The following is a 20,105-nucleotide window of genomic DNA, read 5'->3' on the forward strand; positions in this document are numbered from 1 at the left end:
CCGGCGTGCACGCCGCCTGGGCGTCGGTCGAGCCCTCCGTCGGGCCCCGGCCCCGGGTCAGTCCTCGGTCCACCGGTACCAGTGCGTCACGACGACCGGGCCGAGCTCGAGCAGCGGCGACGACGTGCGGCGCCGACGCTCCTCGGCGCTCCCGGTCAGACCGATCCGCGCCCCGGGCGACATCGGCAGGATCTCGAGCACGACGTCGCCGGGCGCGCCCGCGGCGAGCTGCTCCAGGTCCAGGATCCACGGCCCGCCGTCCCAGAACTGATCCGCCACGACCTCGCCCGCGACGAGGATCCGCGCGACGTCACCCGCCCAGTGGATCTCGAGCTCGCGGCGCCGGGCGCCGGAGTCGGCGGCCGGGAGCTCGAGCCGGTGGACGGCGGCGGCCGCGAAGTCGGCGTCCGCCGGCGCGGAGGCACGGCCCGCGGTCTCGCCGTAGGAGGCGGGCACGCCGGTGCTCTCGCGGACGAGCACGACGCCGACCTCGTCCGATCCCCGCTGCTCGCGTCCCGATGCCTCGGCCGGAGCCGATCCGCGGACGGCCTCGAAGAGCCGCCGCTCCGGGTCCCACGCGCGCGGCGGCCGCGAGCCCGCCCGCAGATCGCCGGCGAGCCGCCCCGCCGCGTCCGTCCAGACCGGGTCCTCGGACAGCACCAGACGGCGCGCCCCCGAGGCGGCGTCGACGAGCACGCTCGCCTCGTCGCCGTCGTCCGCGGAGAGGATCAGCACCGCGCCCGCGCCGTGCGCCCCGCGCGCGTGCACCAGCACCGGCTCGTCCACGTCGAGCCGCAGGAGCCGCCCGACCGGCTCGCCGCCGACCTCCAGCTCCGTGCCCTCCGCGAAGGCCAGCTCGGCCACGATCCCGCGCGCCGCGACCAGCACCAGCGTCGGCACCGCGCCGTCGAGCAGCGTCAGCGGAGTCGCCGTCGCCCAGTCGAGCCGCACGCCGCCGACGTCCAGGTGCACCGGCCAGACCGCCAGCGTCCCGGCGGGCACCGGCGCGGGGACCGACGGGAACCGTACGACCTCCTCGTCCAGCCCGACCTCGAGGACGACGCCCGGGTGCTCCGGCAGCGGCTCGTGCGGCTGGTGCCAGGTGAGCACGACGAAGCCGCTCGTCCCGTCGCTCCGCAGCGCCCAGCGCAGCGTGTCCACGTCCTGCTGACTCGTCGGCAGCTCGTCCGGCAGGGTCGAGGGCATGTCGGCCAGCCGCTCGCCGAACGCCTCGAGGAAGGCGTGCTGGCGCCGCAGCAGCGCGAGGGTCGGCGACGGCCGCCCGCTCGCGCCGATCGGAGCGCGGAAGTCGTAGTCGAACCGCGGCATGTCGTTGGGGTAGCCGGTCGCCTGCGACTCCTGCAGCCCCTCGGCGAGGGCGCTGCGGGGATTCGTCCCGCCCGCGAACATGTAGTAGCCCTGCCAGGCCGAGCCGTTGCCGATCTTGGTGTGCGCGACCGCCGCGATGTCGAGCGGCTGCACCGCCGGGCGCCGGTGGTACGCGGTGGCCATGCCGCCGCCGAGCTCGCAGGTCGCCGGCGGGTACTCGGGCGAGGGCGCGCGCGGCGTCACCGCGTCGCTCGTCCCGCGGACGTCCGCGCCGATCCCCGGGTCGTCCCACTGGTGGCTGAAGAAGAAGTGGTCGCGGAAGGTCGTGTCCCAGGCGGAGTCCGCCTCGACCCAGAAACCGTCCGCGTAGCCGCCGAAGAGCGGCAGGACCGCGTCGAGCGGCAGGTCGGCGCCGCCCCAGCCCGTCGCCGTCCAGATCGGCGCGGTCAGCCCGGCCTCGCGCGCGAGGGTCTTCAGCGTCCGGAGGTGCCCGGGCTGGTCGTAGATCTCGTTCTCGAGCTGGATCGCGACGACATTGCTCGCCGGGCCGCAGCGGGAGGCCAGCTCGCCGCCGAGCGCGCCGAACCACTCGCGGACGAGCTCCAGGTAGCCGGGGTCGTCCGTCCGGTGCCGCACGTCGGCCGCCTGCACCCAGTCCGGGAACCCGCCGTTGCGGACCTCGCCGTGGCACCACGGCCCGAGGCGGAGCACGACGTCCAGCCCGACCTCGGCGCAGAGGTCGACGAACGCGCCGACGTCGAGGTCCCCGTCGAAGCGGCGCTGCCCGCGCACCTCCTCGTGGTGGATCCAGATCGTGTAGAACGCGACGATGCTCACACCGCTCGCGCGCATCAGCCGCAGGCGCTCCTCCCAGCGCTCGCGCGGCACCCGGCTGGGGTGGAACTCGCCCGACACCGGCACGAAGGGGCGGCCGTCGCGCAGCACCGCGCGGCTGGTGAGGCGCCAGCGGTCGTGGCGGTCCTCGGTCGTGCTCATCGCGGGCTCCACGAGAGGGGCGGCCCACGGGAGGTGGCGCACCGCGGCGGCGGTGACGGTGTCCTGGCGTGCGGTCATCGAGATGCTCCTTCGGATCCGGTCGGTGACGACCCGGACCACGCTAGCGACGGCTCCGGGCCGCCGGTGTCGAGTGCTGCAGCGCGCCCGCGAGTCGGACGTCGCCGCGGGAGTGCGTCAGCGCCTCGGGGCCGAGCGCGTCAGTGCGTCGTGCGGGTCAGTGCGTCGTGCAGGTCAGTGCGTCGTGCGCGCCGGGCGCTCAGGCCGACTCGCGCACGATCAGCTCGGTCGGCAGCGTGATCGCCGCGGGCCGCTCGCCGTCGATGGTCTGCAGCAGCAGGCGCACCATCTCGGCGCTGATCCGGGTGAACGGCTGCCGCATCGTGGTCAGCTGCGGGGTCGTCGAGACGGCGACGGACGAGTCGTCGAACCCGCCGACCGCGACGTCCTCCGGCACGCGCCGCCCCGAGCGGAGCAGGACCTCGATCGCGCCCGCGGCCATCCGGTCGTTGGCGGCGAAGACCGCGTCGATGTCGGGGTTCTCCCGCAGCAGGAGCTCCATCGCGGCGGCCCCGCTCTCGCGGCCGTAGTCGCCGTGCTGCACCAGGGCCTCGTCGAACGCGTCGCCGAGCTCGTCGCGGTAGCCGGCGAGTCGGGTGATGCCGCCCGGGGTGTCCGCGGGCCCCGCGATCGTCGCGATCCGGCGGCGGCCGAGGCCCCGGAGGTATGCGACCATCTCGCGGGCGCCCTCGTCGTCGTCCGCGGCGACGTAGCCCATCCGCTTCTCGTAGCCGATCGGGATGCCGCAGGCGATGGCCGGGACCTTCGAGCCCTGGATGTCGGCGAGCAGCTTCGCGCCGGCGTGCGCCGAGACGAGGAGGACCCCGTCGACGTGGCCGGCCTCGATGTAGTTCAGCGCGCGCTTCTGCTCGGCGGCGGTGCCCGCGAGGATCAGCACGAGCGAGACGTCGTGCTCGGCGAGGGCGGCCGCGGCGCCCTTCAGCAGGATCGAGAAGTTCGGGTCCTCGAAGAGCGAGCCGGCGTCCTCCGTGAGCAGGAACGCGACCGAGTCGGTGCGGTTGCGCGACAGGCTGCGCGCGTGCGGATTGACCCGGTACCCGGTCTTCTTGATCGCGGACTCGACGGCGGCGTGGGCGTCGGGGCTGACCCACTTGCCGCCGTTGAGGACCCGGGAGACGGTCCCGCGGGACACTCCGGCGGCGACGGCGACGTCCTCGATGGTCGGTCGGGAGCGGCCGGCAGTGGTGGACACGTCGTCAGCCTAGGGTGCGGCGCGCACTGCGGACGCGTTTGTCGACGAGCCTCACTTCACGGCCCCGGCGGCGAGGTCGACCCGCCAGAAGCGCTGCAGCACCAGGAAGATCAGGATCAGCGGGATCACCGAGAGCAGCGCGCCCGTGATGACGAGCGTGTAGAGCGCCGGAGCGGACGCGCCCTGGTTGAGCAGGCCGTTCAGTCCGACCGTGATCGGGAAGAGCGAGTCGTCGCCGAGCATGATGTACGGGAGCATGAAGTTGTTCCAGATCGCGACGAACTGGAAGAGGAAGATCGTCACCAGTCCGGGCAGCAGCATCGGCGTCGCGATGCGGGCGAAGATGCGCATCTCCCCCGCCCCCTCGGTCCGGGCGGCCTCGATCACGTCGGTCGGCACGGCCGCCGCGGCGTAGATCCGCGCGAGGTAGATGCCGTAGGGGCTGATGATCTGCGGCAGCAGCACGCCCCAGAAGGTGTTGGTGAGGCCGACGTTGGCGAGCAGGAAGTACTGCGGGATCGCCAGGATGACGCCGGGGACGAGGACGCCCATCAGCAGGACGTTGAAGACGGCCTTCTTGCCCGGGAACTCGAACTTCGCGAGCACGTAGCCCGAGATCGCGCTGACCCAGGTGGAGGCGATCGCGCCGATGCCGGCGTAGAGCGCGGTGTTGAGCATCCAGCGCCAGAACAGCCCGTCGCGGTACTGGGTGAGGGCGACGATGTTGTCGAACAGGTGCGTGCTGGGCGCGAGCGTGAAGGTGGAGAAGAGCTCGCCGCCGTCCTTCGTGGACGCCATGACGACCCAGAGCACCGGGAAGAGGCAGTAGATCGCGCCGACCAGCAGGACGGCGGTGGCGATCGCGCTCGGCCGGCCGGCGAAGCGGTCGGAGGTGCGCGGCGCCTTGGCGGCGGAGCCGGTGGCGATGCCGGTCGTGGTGGGCCGGTCGAGGGTGGTGGACACGGGTCAGTCCTCCTGTCCGAAGGCTCGCTTCTGCACGACCCGGAGGAAGAGGAAGGAGACGATGAAGGTGGCGAGCGCGATCACGACGGACGTCGCGGCGGCGGAGTAGATGTCGTCGCGGGTGAACGCGTCGCGGTAGACGAGCATCAGCGGCGACCAGGAGGTGGAGAGGCTGTTCGAGAGCGGCCGCAGCGTCGTGGGCTCCGCGAAGACCTGCAGGGTCGCGACCATCGAGAACAGCGCGGTCATCACCAGCGCCGGCGCCACGATCGGGATCTTGATCCGCAGCGCGATCTGGATCTCGCTGGCGCCGTCGATCCGCGCGGCCTCGTAGATGTCGCTCGAGACCGCCTTGAGCGAGGTGTAGATGACGATCATGTTGAAGCCGACGCCGCCCCAGAGGGCGATGTTCGCGATGCCGAAGATCACCGCGCCCGAGGTGAGCACCCGGGGCGCGTCCCAGCCGAGCTGCTCGAACACGTAGTAGAACGGCGACACCGCCGGCAGGTAGAGGAAGCCCCAGAGCAGCGACGAGATGACGGCCGGGACCGCGTAGGGCAGGAAGATCGAGATCCGCGAGAACGACACCGCGCGGGTCCGCTTCGAGTCCAGCAGCAGCGCGAACAGCAGCGCCAGGCCGAGCATGCACGGGATGAGGATCAGGCCGTAGAGCAGCACGCGGCCGACGCTCGCGGCGAACTCCGGGTCGCTCAGCGAGCCGAGGTAGTTCTCGAACCCGGCGAAGACCTGCTTCTGCGCGCCCGAGCCGAGGCCGAGGCCGACGACCTGCTTCTTCTGGAAGCTGAGGAAGAGCGTGTAGAAGATCGGGGCCGCCATGAACGCGACGAACAGCACGATGCCGGGGGCGAGCATCGCGTAGGGGGTGAGCACCCGGCTGCGGAAGTCGCCCTTCCGGCGACGCGGCGCAGCGGGAGCGGCGCCCGCGCGGGTGGGGTGTGTGACGGCCATACCGATTCCTTAGGGAAGGAGTGAGGGGAGGGGGATGCGGGAGGCGATCCTGCGATCGCCTCCCGCACGGAGCGGAGGGCTACTCGACGGAGAAGCCGCTCTTGACCAGGTCGTCGGTCGTGATCTCCTGCATCGCCGCGACGGCGTCGACGAAGGCCGACTCGGTGCGGGCCTCGGCGGCCTTCGCGAACTCGTCGTTGTAGGCGCTGAACGCGACGTTGACGTTCGGGCCGTAGGTGAACGGCGCGACGGAGTCGGAGGCCGCTGCCGCGATCTCGTAGAAGTCGCTCTGAGTGCTGAAGAACTCGGGCGAGGTGGTCAGCGCGTCCTTCGCGACCTCGGTGGCGGCCGGGTAGACGCCGGAGATGTCGGCGAGGGCGGCGACGGCGGTCGGGTCGGTGTTCAACCAGGTGGCGAACTCGACGGCGGCCGCGGTGTTCTCGGTCTGGCTGGTCACCGCGGTGGTCGAGCCGCCCCAGTTGCCGGAGGAGGGGTTCGCGGCGTCCCACTGCGGGAGCGGAGCGGCGGTCCACTTGCCGGCCGTGTCGGGCGCGTTGCCGCCGAGCACGCCGGGCGCCCAGACGGAGCTGAGCCAGCCGACCTGCGAGCCGTCGTTCAGACCCGCGTTCCACTCCGGCGTGTACATCGGCTTGTTGTCGATCGCGCCGGACTCGACGAGTCCGCCCCAGTAGGCGGCGACCTGCTCGGTCGGCCCGGCGTCGATGTCGACGCCCCAGCTCTGGTCGTCGACCGACCACCAGGAGGCGCCGGCCTGCTGCGCGAGACCGGCGAACCAGCCCGCGTCGTTGGCGGAGAAGGTGCCGAGGTACTTCGTCGGGTCGGCGGCGTGCACGGCCTCGGCGAGGGCGGCGTACTCGTCCCAGGTGGTGGGGATCGAGAGGCCGAGGCTCTCGAGGATGTCGGCGCGGTAGTACGCCATCATCGGGCCGGAGTCCTGCGGGATCGCGTAGACGGCGTCGCCGCCGAGGGTCACGGCCGACCAGGTGCCGGCGGAGAAGTCGTCCTCGAGGTCCGCCGCTCCCTCGCTCGAGATGTCGGCGAGGGCGTCGGAGGCGACCAGGGTGGGGATCTTCTGGTACTCCGCCTGGATCAGGTCGGGCGCGCCGCTGCCGGCCTTGATCGCCGTGAGCAGCTTGGTGATGGCGGGGTCGCCGCCGTCCTGCTTGTTGACGGTCACCTGGATGTCGGGGTTGTCCTGGTTCCAGAGGTCGACGACCTGCTCGAGGTTGGGCGCCCAGGCCCAGTAGCTGAGCTCGACAGGGCCGGAGCCCGCGGTGTCGGAGCCGGACCCGGCGGTGCAACCGGTGAGAAGCAGAGCGGCGGTGGCGGCGGTGGCGATGCCGACCGACCGGATGCTGCGAAGCGAAGAGCGCATTCGTCCTCCTTGATGAAGCGAGAGCTGTGGGAGCAGTGGGAGCGGCAGACCGCGCCGGCCTCGCTGGACGGGAGGGACGACGGTGTGCCTGTGAGCGGTTACAGTCACTCACACGATACGGCGGGCTGTCAATGCGAGATCACTGCTGAGTCATGCCGTGCAACACTGGGACCGCACACAGTCGAAGGAGATAGCACGCATGACGATCGAGCTCGGTGCCGACGCGGCCCCCACCCGTTTCCGCGTCCCGGACCCGGCGGGACTCCCGCTCCCCCGCGCACCCTGGATCCCCGGCCGGGCCGAGCTGCGCTACGGCGGCGACTACAACCCCGAGCAGTGGCCGCGCGAGGTCTGGGCCGAGGACGTCGCGCTGATGCGCGAGGCCGGCATCAACCTGGTCAGCGTCGGCATCTTCTCCTGGGCGCTGCTCGAGCCGCGCGAGGGCGAGTACGACTTCGGCTTCCTCGACGAGCTGCTCGACCTGCTGCACGCCGCCGGGATCGACGTCGACCTCGCCACCCCGACCACCGTCCCGCCCGCCTGGTTCTGGAGGAAGCACCCGGCCGCCCGCCCCGTCACCCGCGAGGGCCTGACGCTGGGCTGGGGCTCGCGCGGCATGGTCAGCCCGAGCTCGCCGGAGTACCGCGCCGCCGCCGTGGCGATCACCGAGCGGCTGGCCGAGCGCTACGCCGCGCACCCCGCCCTCGTGCTCTGGCACGTGCACAACGAGTACGGCGCGCCGATCAGCGAGGACTACTCCGACTACTCGGTCGCCGCCTTCCGCGTCTGGCTGCAGGCGAAGTACGGCACGCTCGACGCGCTCAACGACGCCTGGGGCACGCTCTTCTGGGGCCAGCTCTACGGCGAGTGGGACGAGATCGACGCACCGCGCGTCTCGGCGACCGTCGTGAACCAGACCCAGCGCCTCGACTTCGCGCGCTTCACCTCCGACGCGCTGCTGGCGTGCTTCACCGCCGAGCGCGACGCGATCAAGCGCTACTCGGACAAGCCGGTCACCACGAACTTCATGGCGACGAACTGCCCGTCGATCGACTACTGGAAGTGGAGCCGCGAGGTCGACCTGGTCGCGAACGACCACTACCTGGTCGCCGAGCGCCGCGACAACCACGTGCTGCTGGCGATGGACGCCGACCTGACGCGCTCCCTCGCGGGCGGGCGGCCGTGGATCCTGATGGAGCACTCCACCTCGAGCGTCAACTGGCAGCCGCGCAACATCGCCAAGCGGCCGGGCGAGCTCGCCCGCAACGCCGCGAGCCACCTCGCCCGCGGGGCGGACGCGATCCTGTTCTTCCAGTTCCGCGCGTCCCGCTACGGCGCGGAGAAGTTCCACTCGGCGATGCTGCCGCACGCCGGCGCGGGCACCCGCGTCTGGCGGGAGGTCGTCGAGTTCGGCGACGACCTCGGCGGGCTCTCCGCCGTGCTCGGCTCGGTCGTCCGCGCCCGGGTCGCCGTGCTGTGGGACATCGAGTCGTTCTGGGCGCACGACCTGGAGTGGCGGCCCTCGGTCGAGCTCGATCACCGCGAGCGGATCGTCGCGTTCTACACGGCGCTCTGGAACCGCGGCGTCACGGTCGACTTCGCCCACCCGCACGACGACCTCAGCGGCTACGACCTCGTCCTCGCGCCCTCGCTCTACCTGGCGGACCGGACCGCGTCGCGGAACCTCACCGAGTACGTCCGGGGCGGCGGCACCTTCGTCGCCTCCTACTTCTCCGGAGTGGTCGACGAGAACGACGCCGTCTACGAGGGCGGCTCCCCCGGCGCCCTGCGCGAGGTGCTCGGGCTCTCGATCCCCGAGTTCCTCCCGCTGCACGAGGACGAGGTGGTCACGCTCGACAGCGGGGCCACCGGCTCCGGCTGGAGCGACGACATCGTGCTCGAGGGCGCGGAGGCCGTCGCGAGCTACACCTCGGGCCCCGCCGAGGGCCGCCCGGCGATCACCCGCCACTCCCTCGGCGGCGGATCCGCCTGGTACGTCTCGACGCGCCTGGTCGGCGACGACCTCGCCGCGCTCACCGACGCCGTGCTCGCCGACGCGGGCGTGGTCGTGCCCGAGGCGGTGCCCGCCGGCCTCGAGGTCGTCGTCCGGCACGGCGAGGACGCCGACTTCACCTTCCTGATCAACCACGCCGAGACGGACGCCGAGGTGCCCGCCCCGGGCAGCGTCGAGCTCGTCGCCGGGGAGCCGGTCGGCGCGACGGTCGTCGTGCCCGCGCGCGGGGTGCGGGTGGTGCGGCACGACCGCTGACGTCCCGCGCCCCCGCGCACGGCAGAAGGGCCGGTCTCCGTCGAACGACGGGGACCGGCCCTTCCGCGTGGGATCCGGCGCCCGGCCTCAGCAGGCCTTCGCGGCGTACCCGGGGGTGAGCGCGGCGGCGGCGCGGTGCCCGTCGACGCTCCCGGTCGCGGACACCGACACGGTGCCCTCCGGGACCCCGACGGCGCGGGTCGTGAACGCGTGGCTCGCGTTCCGCCCCGGCGCGACCGCCGGGAAGGTCTTCGTGCCGTAGGCGGACGCGATCGTGACGGCGATCGGGACAGAGTTGTCGTTCGTCGCCTGCACGGTCAGCACGACCTTGCCCGCGATGCACCGCGTCGAGACGGCGGTGGGCACGGAGAGCGCGACCGTCAGCTCGTCGAGGCGGGTGCGGATCAGGGCTGTCGCCGCATCCGCGTCCTGCTGGGTCGACCGGCTGCCGGCGAGCACGACGGCGCCGATCGCCGTCGCGTCGTCGAGCGCCCGGAGCGACTCCGCGGTGAACGCGCCGCGGTCGATCGCCGCCGCGTCGCTCCGCGCGGACTCGAGGGCCGCGGTGCTCACCGTGCTCGCGGGAGCGTCGGCGGTGAGCCGGACGTCGTCGAGCACGCCCCAGGCGCCGGCGGTGAGCTGGAAGCGCGCGGTGATCCGCACGGTGCCGTCCGCGCCGACGACGACGGGGACCGAGGCCTGCTGGAACGCGCCGTAGCCCGAGAGCAGCAGCGGCGCGCTCGTCGTGCCGCTCGCCGTCTCCGCGCTGAGGGTGCGGGTGTCCGTCGCCGGGCTGCCGGTGCCCTGCGTCGTGGCGCGGAGGGTGTAGCTCCCGGCCGCGAGGCCCGTGACCGTCTGGCTGACGGTCGTCGTGTATGCCTTGTCCGACCAGAAGGTGACCGCCGCGGCTCCGTCGGCCGCGTCACCGGTCACGGTGCGGGCGGCCGGTGCCGTGAGGGTCCACGCGCTCATGTCCGCGCTCTCGAAGCTCGGGTTCGCGACGAGGTTCCGCGCGTTCACCGAGACCGTCGCCGAGACGTCGAGCCCCGCCGTCGTCCGGCCCGGGATCGTGTAGACGCCGGGTCCGCGGATCCAGGTCGCCGCGTCGCTCCAGGTGACCGGCTGCTGCTCGGTGCTGCCGTCGTTGAAGTCGACGGCCACCGTCGCCGGCAGCACGACCGGCTGTCCGTCCTCGACGGAGAGCTCGGTCCTCGCCACGGCCGAGACGGCGCGTGGGGCGACCGCACCGGTGCGGACGTAGCGGAAGGTGTTCAGCGAGTCGAGCGGAGTGCCGTCGGCCGCGAAGAGGGCCTGGTTGTCCCAGGCCGAGCCGCCGAACTCGTCACCGACGTGCACCGGGTCGTAGCCCGACGCGGCGCTGCTCGCCCAGCCCGAGCCGTCGCCCTCCCAGAGCGCCCGGTTCGCCTCGAGCGCGGAGGGCGGTCCGACCGGCAGCCACGCGGGCTCCCAGTAGAAGACGCCGATGCCGGCGGGGCCGACGTCGTGCACGGCCGCGACGACGTCGCGCAGCGCGGTCGCCTGGCCCTGGACGCTCGTCGGGTACTCGTCGGTCGCGGTGCTCGGGTTGATCACGTTCGGGTAGCCGTCCGCGTCGTCGAGCGTGTGCGCCCACGAGGTCTCGGCGACCATGACCTTCTTGCCGTAGGTGCTCGCGATGGAGCCGAGCACGCTCGTCAGGTTGTCGGTCGAGCCGTGCCAGTACGGGTAGTAGGAGCTGGCGAAGACGTCGTAGTCGACGTCGTACCGGTCGAGCCCGGCCGCGATGCCGGCGTAGCGGCCCGCCGTCTCGGGGTTGGTGAAGTGCAGCGCGACCAGCGCGTCCGGCAGGACCTCGCGGACCGCGGCGCTGCCGGCCGAGAACAGCGCGGCGAGCGGAGCGTCCATCGCGGTCGCGGCGCGGGCGTACCCCGCCATGCCGTTGTTCGTCTCGTTGCCGACCTGGACCATGTCCACGTCGACGCCGGCGGCCACGAAGCTCCGCAGCGCCTCGGCCGTGAAGTCGTGGATCGCGGTGGCGGTCGCGGCGGGCGTCAGCCCGGCCCAGGCCTTCGGCGCCAGCTGGCGTCCGGGGTCGGCCCAGAAGTCGGAGTAGTGGAAGTCGACCAGCAGGCCGAGCCCGGCGGCCGTGGCCCGCTCGCCGATCTCGACGGCGCGCTCCACGTCGACCGTGCCGCCGCCGTAGCCGCGGCCCTCGGCGTCGTACGGGTCGTTCCAGACGCGGACGCGGACCGTGGTCACGCCCGACTCCGCGAGGACGTCGAACAGGTCGGCCGGGTCGCCCGCGGCGTCGCGGAAGACGACACCGCTGTCCTCGAGCGCGAGGACCGTCGAGACGTCCGCGCCGGCGATGAAGTCCTCCGGGAGCCCGTCGACCCGGTCGACGAAGACGGAGGCGTCGACGGGACCGGTCCCGTCCGCGGCGGCGGCGGCCGGGGCGAGCGAGCCGGTGGCGAGCCCTGCCGCCAGCGCCACGGCGAGTGTGCGGATGATCGTGCTTCGTCGCATGATCGCGTCCTTTCCTGTCGTTCCCGACGGGTCTATTCGAAGAGGGAGAGGGTGAGGACGGCGGAGTAGCCGCCCGGGGCGACGGTCGCCGGAGTGGTGAGCAGCAGATCGGCGTCCGCCGTCCACGAGCCCTCCGCCGCGATCGCCTCGGAGTCGATGGCGAGCGCCAGCAGCTCCTGGTCGACGAGGCCGACCGCGTCGTCGCCGCCCTCGAGGGCGGTGTCGACCTTCTCGCCCTCCGCCACTCCGCCGCTCTCGCCGCCGTCGACGAGGCGCGGGGTCCAGCCGAGGTTCTCCGCCCCGATCGCGGGCTGCCCGTCGTCGCCCGTGAAGCCGCTCGCGCTGCCGAGCACGTACCAGCCCACGCCGTCGGGGATCTCCTCGGCGGTCCTGGTGTCGGTCACCGTCACGGTGGGCAGGCGTCCGGAGAAGCGCCGCACCGCGGCGGTCGAGTCCTCCTCGGTCAGCTGCGTCGAGGCGGCCGCGACCGTCATCGCCAGCACGCCGGGCTGCGTCGGCTCGGCGATCTCCACGCCGACGTCGACCGCGCTCTCGCCGTACTCCTCCGCCGACGCGGCGGCGCCGACGCCCACCAGCATCGCCGCGCCCAGCGCGGCGGCTCCCATCCCGATCGCGCGGGTCCTGATCGTTCTCCTGTGTGTCATCCGTCTCACCTTCGAGATGTCGCGCGCCGCGGAAGCCTGATACCGCTCCCAGTCCGGCGCTGGACCACCCACGCTAGGCGACCACACCACCCCGGACAACCCGCGGACCCCTCCCCCGCGCAATTGTGCGAAAGCCGGTCGCGCGACTGCGTCACGCCCCGCCCGACGGGCCGACCCCGACTCCGTTCCTCCCACCCGGACTCCGTGAGCGCTCCCAGCCTCCTCCGCACGCCTGCTCACGTGGATCTCGATACGCCCGCTCCGCGGCCTACTCGATCACCATGCTTCCGCCACGCCGATCCGCGCAGCGCCCCCCTGCATGCCTTCCGACCAGCCGCGCCTCCATGCTGGTCGAGTAGCCGCGCAGCGGCGTATCGAGACCCACGCGTTCCTACCGCCGCGCAGCGCCCCAAACCATGCTGGTCGAGTAGCCGCGCAGCGGCGTATCGAGACCCACGCGATCACGCCGGCGCCCGTGCATGCTGGTCGAGTAGCCGCGCAGCGGCGTATCGAGACCCACGCGTCCATACCGCCGCGCAGCCGCGTCTCGAGACCCGCCCCCTACCGCCGCGCGCGCGTCGACGCCCGCACCACGAGCTCCGGCAGGAACACCGTCTGCCGCGGGATCAGCTCCGGATCCGCCGCCTCCTCGAGCAGCACGCGCAGCGCGGTCCGCCCGATCACCGAGCTCGGCTGCCGCATCGAGGACAGCGGCACGGCGGCCGCCGCCGCGAACGAGATGTCGTCGAAGCCGATCAGCGCCATCTCGTCCGGCACGAGCATCCGCCCGTCCACGGCGAGCGCCTGCAGCAGCCCGAGGGCCACCAGATCGTTCGCCGCGAACAGCGCGTCCGGCCGGTCGCGGCGCGGCCGATCGAGGATCCGCATCCCGGCGGCGACCCCCTGCGCGACCGTCAGCGCGGTCGTCGCCACCACCTCCAGGTCCACCGCGATCCCGCTGTTCTCCACCGCGACCCGCGCCCCCGCCAGCCGGTCCGTCACCTGGCGGATCTCGAACGGCCCGCCGACGAAGGCGAGCCGCCGCCGCCCGGTCGCGATCAGATGCTCGGCCGCCATCCGCCCGCCGGCCACGCTGTCGACCGAGACCGAGCTGTAGCGGCCGTCTCCGCTGAAGCGGTCGACCAGCACGACGGGCACCCCGCGGCCGCGCAGCTTCTCGAGCCGCTGCGAGATGTCGCCGTAGGGGGCGATCAGCACGCCGCGCACCTGCTGCTCCTCGAACAGGTCGAGGTACTGCCGCTCGCGCGACGGGTCCTCGTCGGTGTTGCCGTAGAGCACCGCGATCTGGTGCCGCGACGCCTCGTCCTCGGCACCGCGGACCACGTCGTTGAAGAACGGGTTCTGCCCGTCGAGCACCACGAAGCCGACGGTCGAGCTGATCCCGTTGCGCAGCTTCCGGGCGGCGTCGTTGCGCACGTACCCGAGCGACTCGACCGCGGCGTTGACCCGGGCGAGCGAATCGTCGGAGACCTCGTCCGGCCGATTGAGCACGTTGGAGACCGTGCCCACCGAGACGCCGGCCCGCAGGGCGACGTCGCGGATGCTCACTCGCGCCACTCTTCCTCCAACGAAACGCCGAGCCGCTCTCCTCGTTGACCGCGTGCGATCGACGTCCCTATAGTAGCGATGAAGCTGACTGAATCGATTCAAGTCTTTTTCACCAGCACGGTGGAGCAGGCGCGATTCACCTCGACGAGGAGGTACCACCCGTGGCATCAGATCCGCCACCCGCACTCGAGCTCGCCCGCGTGGTGAAGGCGTTCGGCGCCGTCGTCGCGCTGCGCTCGGGCACCATCGCCGTGCAGCGCGGGTCGATCCACGCCCTGGTCGGCGAGAACGGCGCCGGCAAATCCACGCTCGTCAAGATCATCGCCGGGGTGCACCGTCGCGACGCCGGCGAGTTCCTCCTCGACGGCGAGCCGGTCGACTTCTCCTCGACCGCGCAGTCCAAGGCCGCGGGCATCGCCGTGATCTACCAGGAGCCGACGCTCTTCCCGGACCTCAGCGTCACCGAGAACATCTTCATGGGCCGCCAGCCCCGCGGCCGCCTCGGCCGGATCGACCGCAAGGCGATGCGCGCCGAGGTCGTCGGCCTCTTCGAGCGCCTCGGCGTCCGGATCGACCCCGACCGCCCCGCCGAGGGCCTCTCGATCGCCGACCAGCAGATCATCGAGATCGCGAAGGCCATCTCGCTGGACGCGACGGTGCTCGTGATGGACGAGCCCACCGCGGCGCTGTCCGGCGTCGAGGTCGAGCGCCTCTTCACCGTCGCCCGGTCGCTGCGCGACGAGGGCCGTGCGCTGATCTTCATCTCGCACCGCTTCGACGAGGTCTTCTCGCTCTGCGACACGATCACCGTGATGCGCGACGGCGCCTACATCTCCACCACCGCCACCGCCGACGCCACCGTCGACGGCATCGTCCGCGAGATGGTCGGCCGCGACATCACCGAGCTCTTCCCCAAGCAGGCGACCGAGATCACCGACGTCCTGCTCGAGGTCACCGGCCTCACCGCGGCCGGCGTCTTCCACGACATCTCCTTCACCGTCCGCGCGGGCGAGATCGTCGGTCTCGCCGGCCTCGTCGGCGCCGGCCGCAGCGAGGTCGCCCGCGCCGTCTTCGGCGTCGACCCCTACGACTCCGGCACCGTCACCCTCGCCGGCGGGCGGATCCCGGCCGGCAGCCCCGCGGCCGCCATGCGCGCCGGGCTCGCGCTCGTCCCCGAGGACCGCCGCAAGCAGGGTCTCGTCCTCGACTCCTCCGTCTCGCGCAACATCACGATGGCGATCCAGAAGTCGCTCTCGAAGGGCGGCCTGATCACCGGACGCCGCGAGAACACCGCGGCCCGCGATTGGGCGGCGCGCCTGGAGGTCAAGACCGACGCACTCGACACCGTCGCCGGCACGCTCTCGGGCGGCAACCAGCAGAAGGTCGTGCTGGGCAAGTGGCTCGCCACCGACCCGAAGGTCCTGATCATCGACGAGCCGACCCGCGGCATCGACGTCGGCACCAAGTCCGAGGTGCACCGGCTGCTCTCGCAGCTCGCCGGAGAAGGGATGGGGATCCTGATGATCTCGTCGGAGCTGCCGGAGGTGCTCGGCATGGCCGACCGCGTCCTGGTGATGCGCGAGGGGCGGATCACCGCCGAGCTCGACCGCGCGGAGGCCACCAGCGAGACCGTCATGCTCGCCGCGACGAGAGGGGCCGCCGCATGAGCACCGCCCAGGCGCCCGCGCAGAAGCGCGAGCCGGCCGCCACGCCGAGCGCCTTCTCCTCCGGATTCGGCGCGTTCATCCGGGCGCGCGAGACCGGCATCCTGCTCGCGCTGGTCCTCGTGGTCGTCGCGACGACCGCGAAGAACCCGACGTTCCTCTTCTCCCCCGACGGCTGGCGCGACCTGCTGCTGACCCCGTCGATCCTGATCCTGATCGCCGTCGGCCAGGCCATCGTGATCATCACCCGCTCGGTCGACCTCTCCGTCGGCTCGATCCTGGGGCTCACCGCCTACCTCACCGGCCGGCTGTTCCTGGACGTGCCGGGGATCCCGATCCTCGCCGTCTTCGCCGCCGGCGTCGTCTTCGGCGGTCTGCTGGGCCTGATCAACGGCGCACTCGTCGCATTCGCGAAGGTCCCGGCGCTGGTGATCACCCTCGGCACGCTCTACGCCTACCGCGGCATCAACGTGGCCTGGACGGGCAGCGACCGGATCAACGCGTCCGACATGCCGAAGGACTTCCTCGCCCTGGGCACCGGCCAGTTCCTCACCATCCCGTACCTCACGATCATCGCGCTCGTCGTGCTGATCGCCGCGGGCTGGTACCTGCGCAACCAGCGCGCCGGCCGCGAGTTCTACGCGATCGGCTCCGACCCGGACGCGGCGCGGCTCTACGGCCTGCCCGTGACCCGGCGGATCCTCGTCGCCTTCGTCGTCTCCGGCGCGCTGACCGGCCTGGCCGGCGTGCTCTACGCGGCGCGCTACGGCACCGTCAACTCGCAGGCCGGCTCGGGCTACGAGCTCGACGCGGTCGGCGCCGCGGTGATCGGCGGAGTCGCGATCTTCGGCGGCTCCGGCACGGTCTGGGGCGCCGCGATCGGCGCCGTGCTGCTGCTCACCATCAACCGCGCCCTGCCGATCCTCGGCGTCCCCGACTTCTGGCAGCGGGCGGTGGTCGGCGTGCTGATCATCGGCGCGATCGTGCTCGACCGCGTGCTCTCCCTCCGCCAGTCCCGCAAGCTCCTCGCAGAGAGGGACGACTCCTGATGAGCCTCGTCACCGACACCACCGCCGCGCGCACCGCGCGCGAGTACCGCGACTACGCCCGGCCCGCCTGGCAGCGGATCCTGTTCAGCCGCGAGACGGCCATCGTCGTGCTGCTGATCCTCGTGATCGTCGTCGCCTCCGCCTCGGTGAAGAGCTTCGACAAGCCGATCACCATCACCTACCTCTTCCTCGACATCGCGCCGACGCTGCTGATCGCGCTGCCGATGACGCTGATCATCATCACCGGCGAGATCGACCTCTCGGTCGCCTCGACCGTGGGCCTCGCGAGCGTGCTCACCGGCACGCTGCACCAGGCCGGAGTGCCGTTCGAGGTCGCCGCGCTGATCGCGATCGTGGCCGGCGCCGTGGGCGGCGCGCTGAACGGCTTCCTCGTCACCGTGGTGGGGCTGCCCTCGCTCGCCGTCACCATCGGCACGCTCGCGCTCTACCGCGGACTCGCGGTGGGGCTGCTCGGCACCACCGCCGTCACCGACTTCCCCGAGTTCTGGACCGACCTCGCGAAGGCGAAGCTGGTCGGCCCGGTGCCGCTGGTGGTGCTGCCGTTCGCGATCCTCGCGATCGTCTTCGCCGTGGTGCTGCACTCCACCCGGTTCGGCCGGGGCGTCTTCGCCATCGGCCTGAACGACGAGGCCGCGATCTTCTCCGGCGTCAACGTGAACCGCACCAAGTTCATCCTCTTCGTGGTCTCCGGCGCCGTCTCCGCGCTGGCCGGCATCTACTACACGCTGCGCTACGGCTCCGCCCGCGGCGACAACGCGACCGGCCTCGAGCTGCAGGTGATCGCGGCCGTCCTCCTCGGCGGCGTCTCGATCTTCGGCGGCCGCGGCGCCCTGCACGGCGTGATCGCCGGCGTGATCCTGATCGGCGTGATCGCCTCGGCGCTGCGCCTGGCCAACGTCACCTCCGACGTCATCAACATCATCACCGGAGTGCTGCTCGTGCTCTCGGTGGTGTCCACCAGCCTCCTGGCCTGGCTGTCGCGACTGCGGCGCTCGGGCAGGAACCGCCCCTGATCCCGCATCACCGGCACAGCACCCGCACCACCCCGCACCACCCCCACAGCACCTCGACGAAAGGCAGACGATGATGTTCTCCTCCCGTGGGCGCCGCTTCGGCACCCTCACCGCACTGGCCGTCTCGGTCGCGCTCGCCGCGACCGGCTGCTCCGCCTCCGACGGCGACTCCGGCGGCGACTCCGGCTCCGGCGAAGGCTCGGGCGACTACTCGATCACCTTCCTGCCGAAGAACCTCGGCAACGCCTACTTCGACACCTCCGACGCCGGCGGAGAGAAGGCCATCGAGGAGTTCGGCGGCACCTACGCCGAAGTCGGCCCCGCCGAGGCCTCGCCCGACGCGCAGGTCTCCTACATCAACACGCTCACCCAGCAGGGCGCCGGAGCGATCGTCGTCTCGGCGAACGACCCGAAGGCCATCTGCGACGCCCTGAACGAGGCGCGCGACAACGGCACCAAGATCGTCACCTTCGACTCCGACACCAACGCCGACTGCCGCGACCTCTACATCAACCAGGCCACCGCCGAGGGCATCGCCAAGGCGCAGGTCGACCTGATCACCGAGCAGATCGGCGACAGCGGCGAGGTCGCGATCCTCTCCGCCTCCGCCAACGCCACGAACCAGAACGCCTGGATCGAGCTGATGGAGGAGGAGCTCACCGCGAACCACCCCGACGTCACCCTCGTCGACACCGTCTACGGCGACGACGACGACCAGACCTCGTTCGACAAGACCGCGGCCCTCCTGCAGACCCACCCCGACCTCAAGGGCATCATCTCGCCCACCACGGTCGGCATCGCCGCCGCCGCCCGCTACCTCTCCACCTCGGACTTCAAGGGCGAGGTCGCGCTGACCGGTCTCGGCACCCCGAACCAGATGCGCGAGTTCGTCGAGGACGGCACCGTCACCGCGTTCGCGCTGTGGAACCCGGGAGACCTCGGCTACCTCGCCGCCTACGCCGCGAAGGCCCTGATCGACGGCGACATCACCGGCGAGGAGGGCGACACCTTCGAGGCCGGCGACCTCGGCTCCTTCACCGTCGACGCCGACAACACCGTCCTCCTCGGCGACCCCTTCACCTTCACCGCCGACAACATCGCCGACTTCGACTTCTGACCGAGCGCCCCACGCGGCGGGCCTGGCGGCCCACTGCTCCCCCGCTGGCCGAGCAGCACCCGCGGGGCACCCGCGGTCCATGCTGATCGAGCAGCACCCGCCTCCATGCTGATCGAGTAGCGCCCGCAGGGCGCGTATCGAGATCCACCCCGTGCAAGCGCGGGCCTCGATACGCCGCTCCGCGGCTCCTCGACCAGCATGGAGGTCGCGCCCACCCCGCGCCCCCGTCCATGCTGGTCGAGGAGCGCCCGCAGGGCGCGCATCGAGACCCACCCACCCCGAGAGGACCCCCGTGCAGCGCGTCTGCTTCCAGCTCCAGGTGCGACCGGAGCTCATCCCCGAGTACACCCGCCGTCACGCGGCGATCTGGCCCGACATGGCCGCCGCCCTCAAGGCGACCGGCTGGAACAACTACTCCCTCTTCCTCCGCCCCGACGGCCTGCTGATCGGCTACTTCGAGACCCCGTCCCTCGAGGCCGCCCGCGCCGGCATGGCCGCCACCGAGGTCAACGCCCGCTGGCAGTCCGAGATGGCCCGGTTCTTCGTCGAGCTCGACGGAGCCCCCGACACCGACTTCCTGCAGCTGACCGAGGTCTTCCACCTCGAGGACCAGCTCCCCACCCCGCCGACCGACTAGCCGCCCGCCGGCCCCCTGCAAGCCGGCCGAGCAGCCGCGCCGCGGCCCCCCGCATGCCGGCCGAGTATCCGCGCAGCGGCCCCCTGCATGCTGGTCGAGTAGCCGCGCAGCGGCGTATCGAGACCCACGCTCGCCGGTCCTCCACCGCCCGGGCCGCACAACGTCAGCTGAGAAGGGGGTCCCTCCGCTGACAGAGGAGGCCGGGCACTCTCAGCTGAGGTTGTGCGCAGCGGATCTCGATACGCGCCCTACGGCCGCTACTCGATCAGCATGAACGCACCCCTGCCGGTCGAGCAGCCCCACAGCGCCCCCGCATGCTGGCCGAGCAGCCGCGCAGCGGCCCCCTCCATGCCGGCCGAGCAGCCGCGCAGCGGCACCCTGCATGCTGGTCGAGTAGCCGCGCAGCGGCGTATCGAGACCCACGCCACCGGCACCACCGCAGAACATCAGCTGGAAGCGCCTCTCATCGCCCATCGGAGATGAGATGCACTCTGGGCTGATGTTCTGCCGCGCGCACCGCCGTCGCGACGGCGATCACCCGCGTCGGATCTCGATACGCGCCCTGCGGCCGCTACTCGATCAGCATGATTGCGCCCCCGTCGGCCGAGCTGCCGAGCAGCGCCCCTCACCA

14 protein-coding genes are annotated in these 20,105 nt (G+C 72.2%); 6 read left to right on the forward strand and 8 right to left on the reverse strand.

Going from position 1 to position 20,105, the window contains the following annotated elements; all coding sequences use genetic code 11:
* Positions 1 to 57: 57 nt before the first annotated feature.
* The 5 genes from HQQ82_RS08695 to HQQ82_RS08715 all read right to left on the reverse strand — a co-directional run bounded on the left by HQQ82_RS08695 (position 58) and on the right by HQQ82_RS08715 (position 6,944).
* The gene (locus HQQ82_RS08695; protein ID WP_173232643.1) at positions 58 to 2,403 is read right to left on the reverse strand and encodes a beta-galactosidase; all 2,346 of its coding nucleotides are present in this window, start codon (positions 2,401 to 2,403) and stop codon (positions 58 to 60) included.
* A 199-nt stretch (positions 2,404 to 2,602) separates the two neighbouring features.
* Entirely contained in the window at positions 2,603 to 3,616 is a 1,014-nt protein-coding gene (locus HQQ82_RS08700; RefSeq protein ID WP_173232644.1) for a LacI family DNA-binding transcriptional regulator, read from the reverse strand.
* Positions 3,617 to 3,667: 51 nt separating this feature from the next.
* Positions 3,668 to 4,543 carry a carbohydrate ABC transporter permease gene (locus HQQ82_RS08705; RefSeq protein ID WP_243616213.1) on the reverse strand — a complete coding sequence of 292 codons (876 nt, stop codon included), beginning with the start codon at positions 4,541 to 4,543 and terminating at the stop codon, positions 3,668 to 3,670.
* A gap of 39 nt (positions 4,544 to 4,582) precedes the next feature.
* Positions 4,583 to 5,548, reverse strand: coding sequence for a carbohydrate ABC transporter permease (locus HQQ82_RS08710; RefSeq protein ID WP_173232645.1), 966 nt, complete (start codon positions 5,546 to 5,548; stop codon positions 4,583 to 4,585).
* A gap of 79 nt (positions 5,549 to 5,627) precedes the next feature.
* Complete coding sequence (locus tag HQQ82_RS08715; RefSeq protein ID WP_173232646.1) at positions 5,628 to 6,944, reverse strand: ABC transporter substrate-binding protein; 1,317 nt, start codon at positions 6,942 to 6,944, stop codon at positions 5,628 to 5,630.
* Positions 6,945 to 7,143: 199 nt separating this feature from the next.
* Between HQQ82_RS08715 and HQQ82_RS08720 the strand changes: the two genes are divergently transcribed.
* Positions 7,144 to 9,213: a beta-galactosidase gene (locus tag HQQ82_RS08720; protein ID WP_173232647.1), complete on the forward strand. Its 2,070-nt coding sequence runs from the start codon at positions 7,144 to 7,146 to the stop codon at positions 9,211 to 9,213.
* Between the two features lie 87 nt (positions 9,214 to 9,300).
* Here the strand turns inward: HQQ82_RS08720 and HQQ82_RS08725 are convergent, their stop codons facing one another.
* From HQQ82_RS08725 to HQQ82_RS08735, 3 genes are all read right to left on the reverse strand, one after another.
* The gene (locus HQQ82_RS08725; protein ID WP_173232648.1) at positions 9,301 to 11,739 is read right to left on the reverse strand and encodes a glycosyl hydrolase 53 family protein; all 2,439 of its coding nucleotides are present in this window, start codon (positions 11,737 to 11,739) and stop codon (positions 9,301 to 9,303) included.
* Between the two features lie 32 nt (positions 11,740 to 11,771).
* On the reverse strand, positions 11,772 to 12,404 hold the full coding sequence (locus HQQ82_RS08730; RefSeq protein WP_216848424.1) for a hypothetical protein: 633 nt from the start codon (positions 12,402 to 12,404) through the stop codon (positions 11,772 to 11,774).
* 561 nt (positions 12,405 to 12,965) lie between these two features.
* On the reverse strand, positions 12,966 to 13,982 hold the full coding sequence (locus tag HQQ82_RS08735) for a LacI family DNA-binding transcriptional regulator (protein ID WP_367947885.1): 1,017 nt from the start codon (positions 13,980 to 13,982) through the stop codon (positions 12,966 to 12,968).
* 152 nt (positions 13,983 to 14,134) lie between these two features.
* On the opposite strand from HQQ82_RS08735, the gene HQQ82_RS08740 reads away from it, so the two are divergent.
* The 5 genes from HQQ82_RS08740 (at position 14,135) to HQQ82_RS08760 (ending at position 19,474) form a co-directional block, all read left to right on the forward strand.
* Positions 14,135 to 15,640 (forward strand): sugar ABC transporter ATP-binding protein, encoded by a 1,506-nt coding sequence (locus HQQ82_RS08740; RefSeq protein ID WP_367947886.1) that lies wholly within the window; start codon positions 14,135 to 14,137, stop codon positions 15,638 to 15,640.
* Complete coding sequence (locus tag HQQ82_RS08745) at positions 15,637 to 16,686, forward strand: ABC transporter permease (protein ID WP_173232650.1); 1,050 nt, start codon at positions 15,637 to 15,639, stop codon at positions 16,684 to 16,686. The genes HQQ82_RS08740 and HQQ82_RS08745 overlap by 4 nt, the downstream gene beginning before the upstream one ends.
* Positions 16,686 to 17,720: an ABC transporter permease gene (locus HQQ82_RS08750; protein WP_173232651.1), complete on the forward strand. Its 1,035-nt coding sequence runs from the start codon at positions 16,686 to 16,688 to the stop codon at positions 17,718 to 17,720. Before HQQ82_RS08745 ends, HQQ82_RS08750 begins: the two co-directional genes overlap by 1 nt.
* Positions 17,721 to 17,790: 70 nt before the next feature.
* Positions 17,791 to 18,837: a rhamnose ABC transporter substrate-binding protein gene (gene rhaS, locus HQQ82_RS08755; RefSeq protein ID WP_173232652.1), complete on the forward strand. Its 1,047-nt coding sequence runs from the start codon at positions 17,791 to 17,793 to the stop codon at positions 18,835 to 18,837.
* Positions 18,838 to 19,129: 292 nt separating this feature from the next.
* Positions 19,130 to 19,474: an L-rhamnose mutarotase gene (locus HQQ82_RS08760; protein ID WP_173232653.1), complete on the forward strand. Its 345-nt coding sequence runs from the start codon at positions 19,130 to 19,132 to the stop codon at positions 19,472 to 19,474.
* Positions 19,475 to 20,105 lie beyond the last annotated feature (631 nt).

Origin of the sequence: Rathayibacter sp. VKM Ac-2856, assembly GCF_013205055.1 — a bacterium.
Lineage (GTDB): Bacteria > Actinomycetota > Actinomycetes > Actinomycetales > Microbacteriaceae > Rathayibacter.

What these genes read in the sequence shown, in the direction of transcription:
- HQQ82_RS08715 (WP_173232646.1), bottom strand. Translation starts at nt 6,944, where the DNA reads ATGCGCTCTTCGCTTCGCAGCATCCGGTCGGTCGGCATCGCCACCGCC.
- HQQ82_RS08695 (WP_173232643.1), bottom strand. Translation starts at nt 2,403, where the DNA reads ATGACCGCACGCCAGGACACCGTCACCGCCGCCGCGGTGCGCCACCTC.
- HQQ82_RS08750 (WP_173232651.1), top strand. Translation starts at nt 16,686, where the DNA reads ATGAGCCTCGTCACCGACACCACCGCCGCGCGCACCGCGCGCGAGTAC.
- HQQ82_RS08730 (WP_216848424.1), bottom strand. Translation starts at nt 12,404, where the DNA reads ATGACACACAGGAGAACGATCAGGACCCGCGCGATCGGGATGGGAGCC.
- rhaS (WP_173232652.1), top strand. Translation starts at nt 17,791, where the DNA reads ATGATGTTCTCCTCCCGTGGGCGCCGCTTCGGCACCCTCACCGCACTG.
- HQQ82_RS08720 (WP_173232647.1), top strand. Translation starts at nt 7,144, where the DNA reads ATGACGATCGAGCTCGGTGCCGACGCGGCCCCCACCCGTTTCCGCGTC.
- HQQ82_RS08725 (WP_173232648.1), bottom strand. Translation starts at nt 11,739, where the DNA reads ATGCGACGAAGCACGATCATCCGCACACTCGCCGTGGCGCTGGCGGCA.
- HQQ82_RS08710 (WP_173232645.1), bottom strand. Translation starts at nt 5,548, where the DNA reads ATGGCCGTCACACACCCCACCCGCGCGGGCGCCGCTCCCGCTGCGCCG.
- HQQ82_RS08745 (WP_173232650.1), top strand. Translation starts at nt 15,637, where the DNA reads ATGAGCACCGCCCAGGCGCCCGCGCAGAAGCGCGAGCCGGCCGCCACG.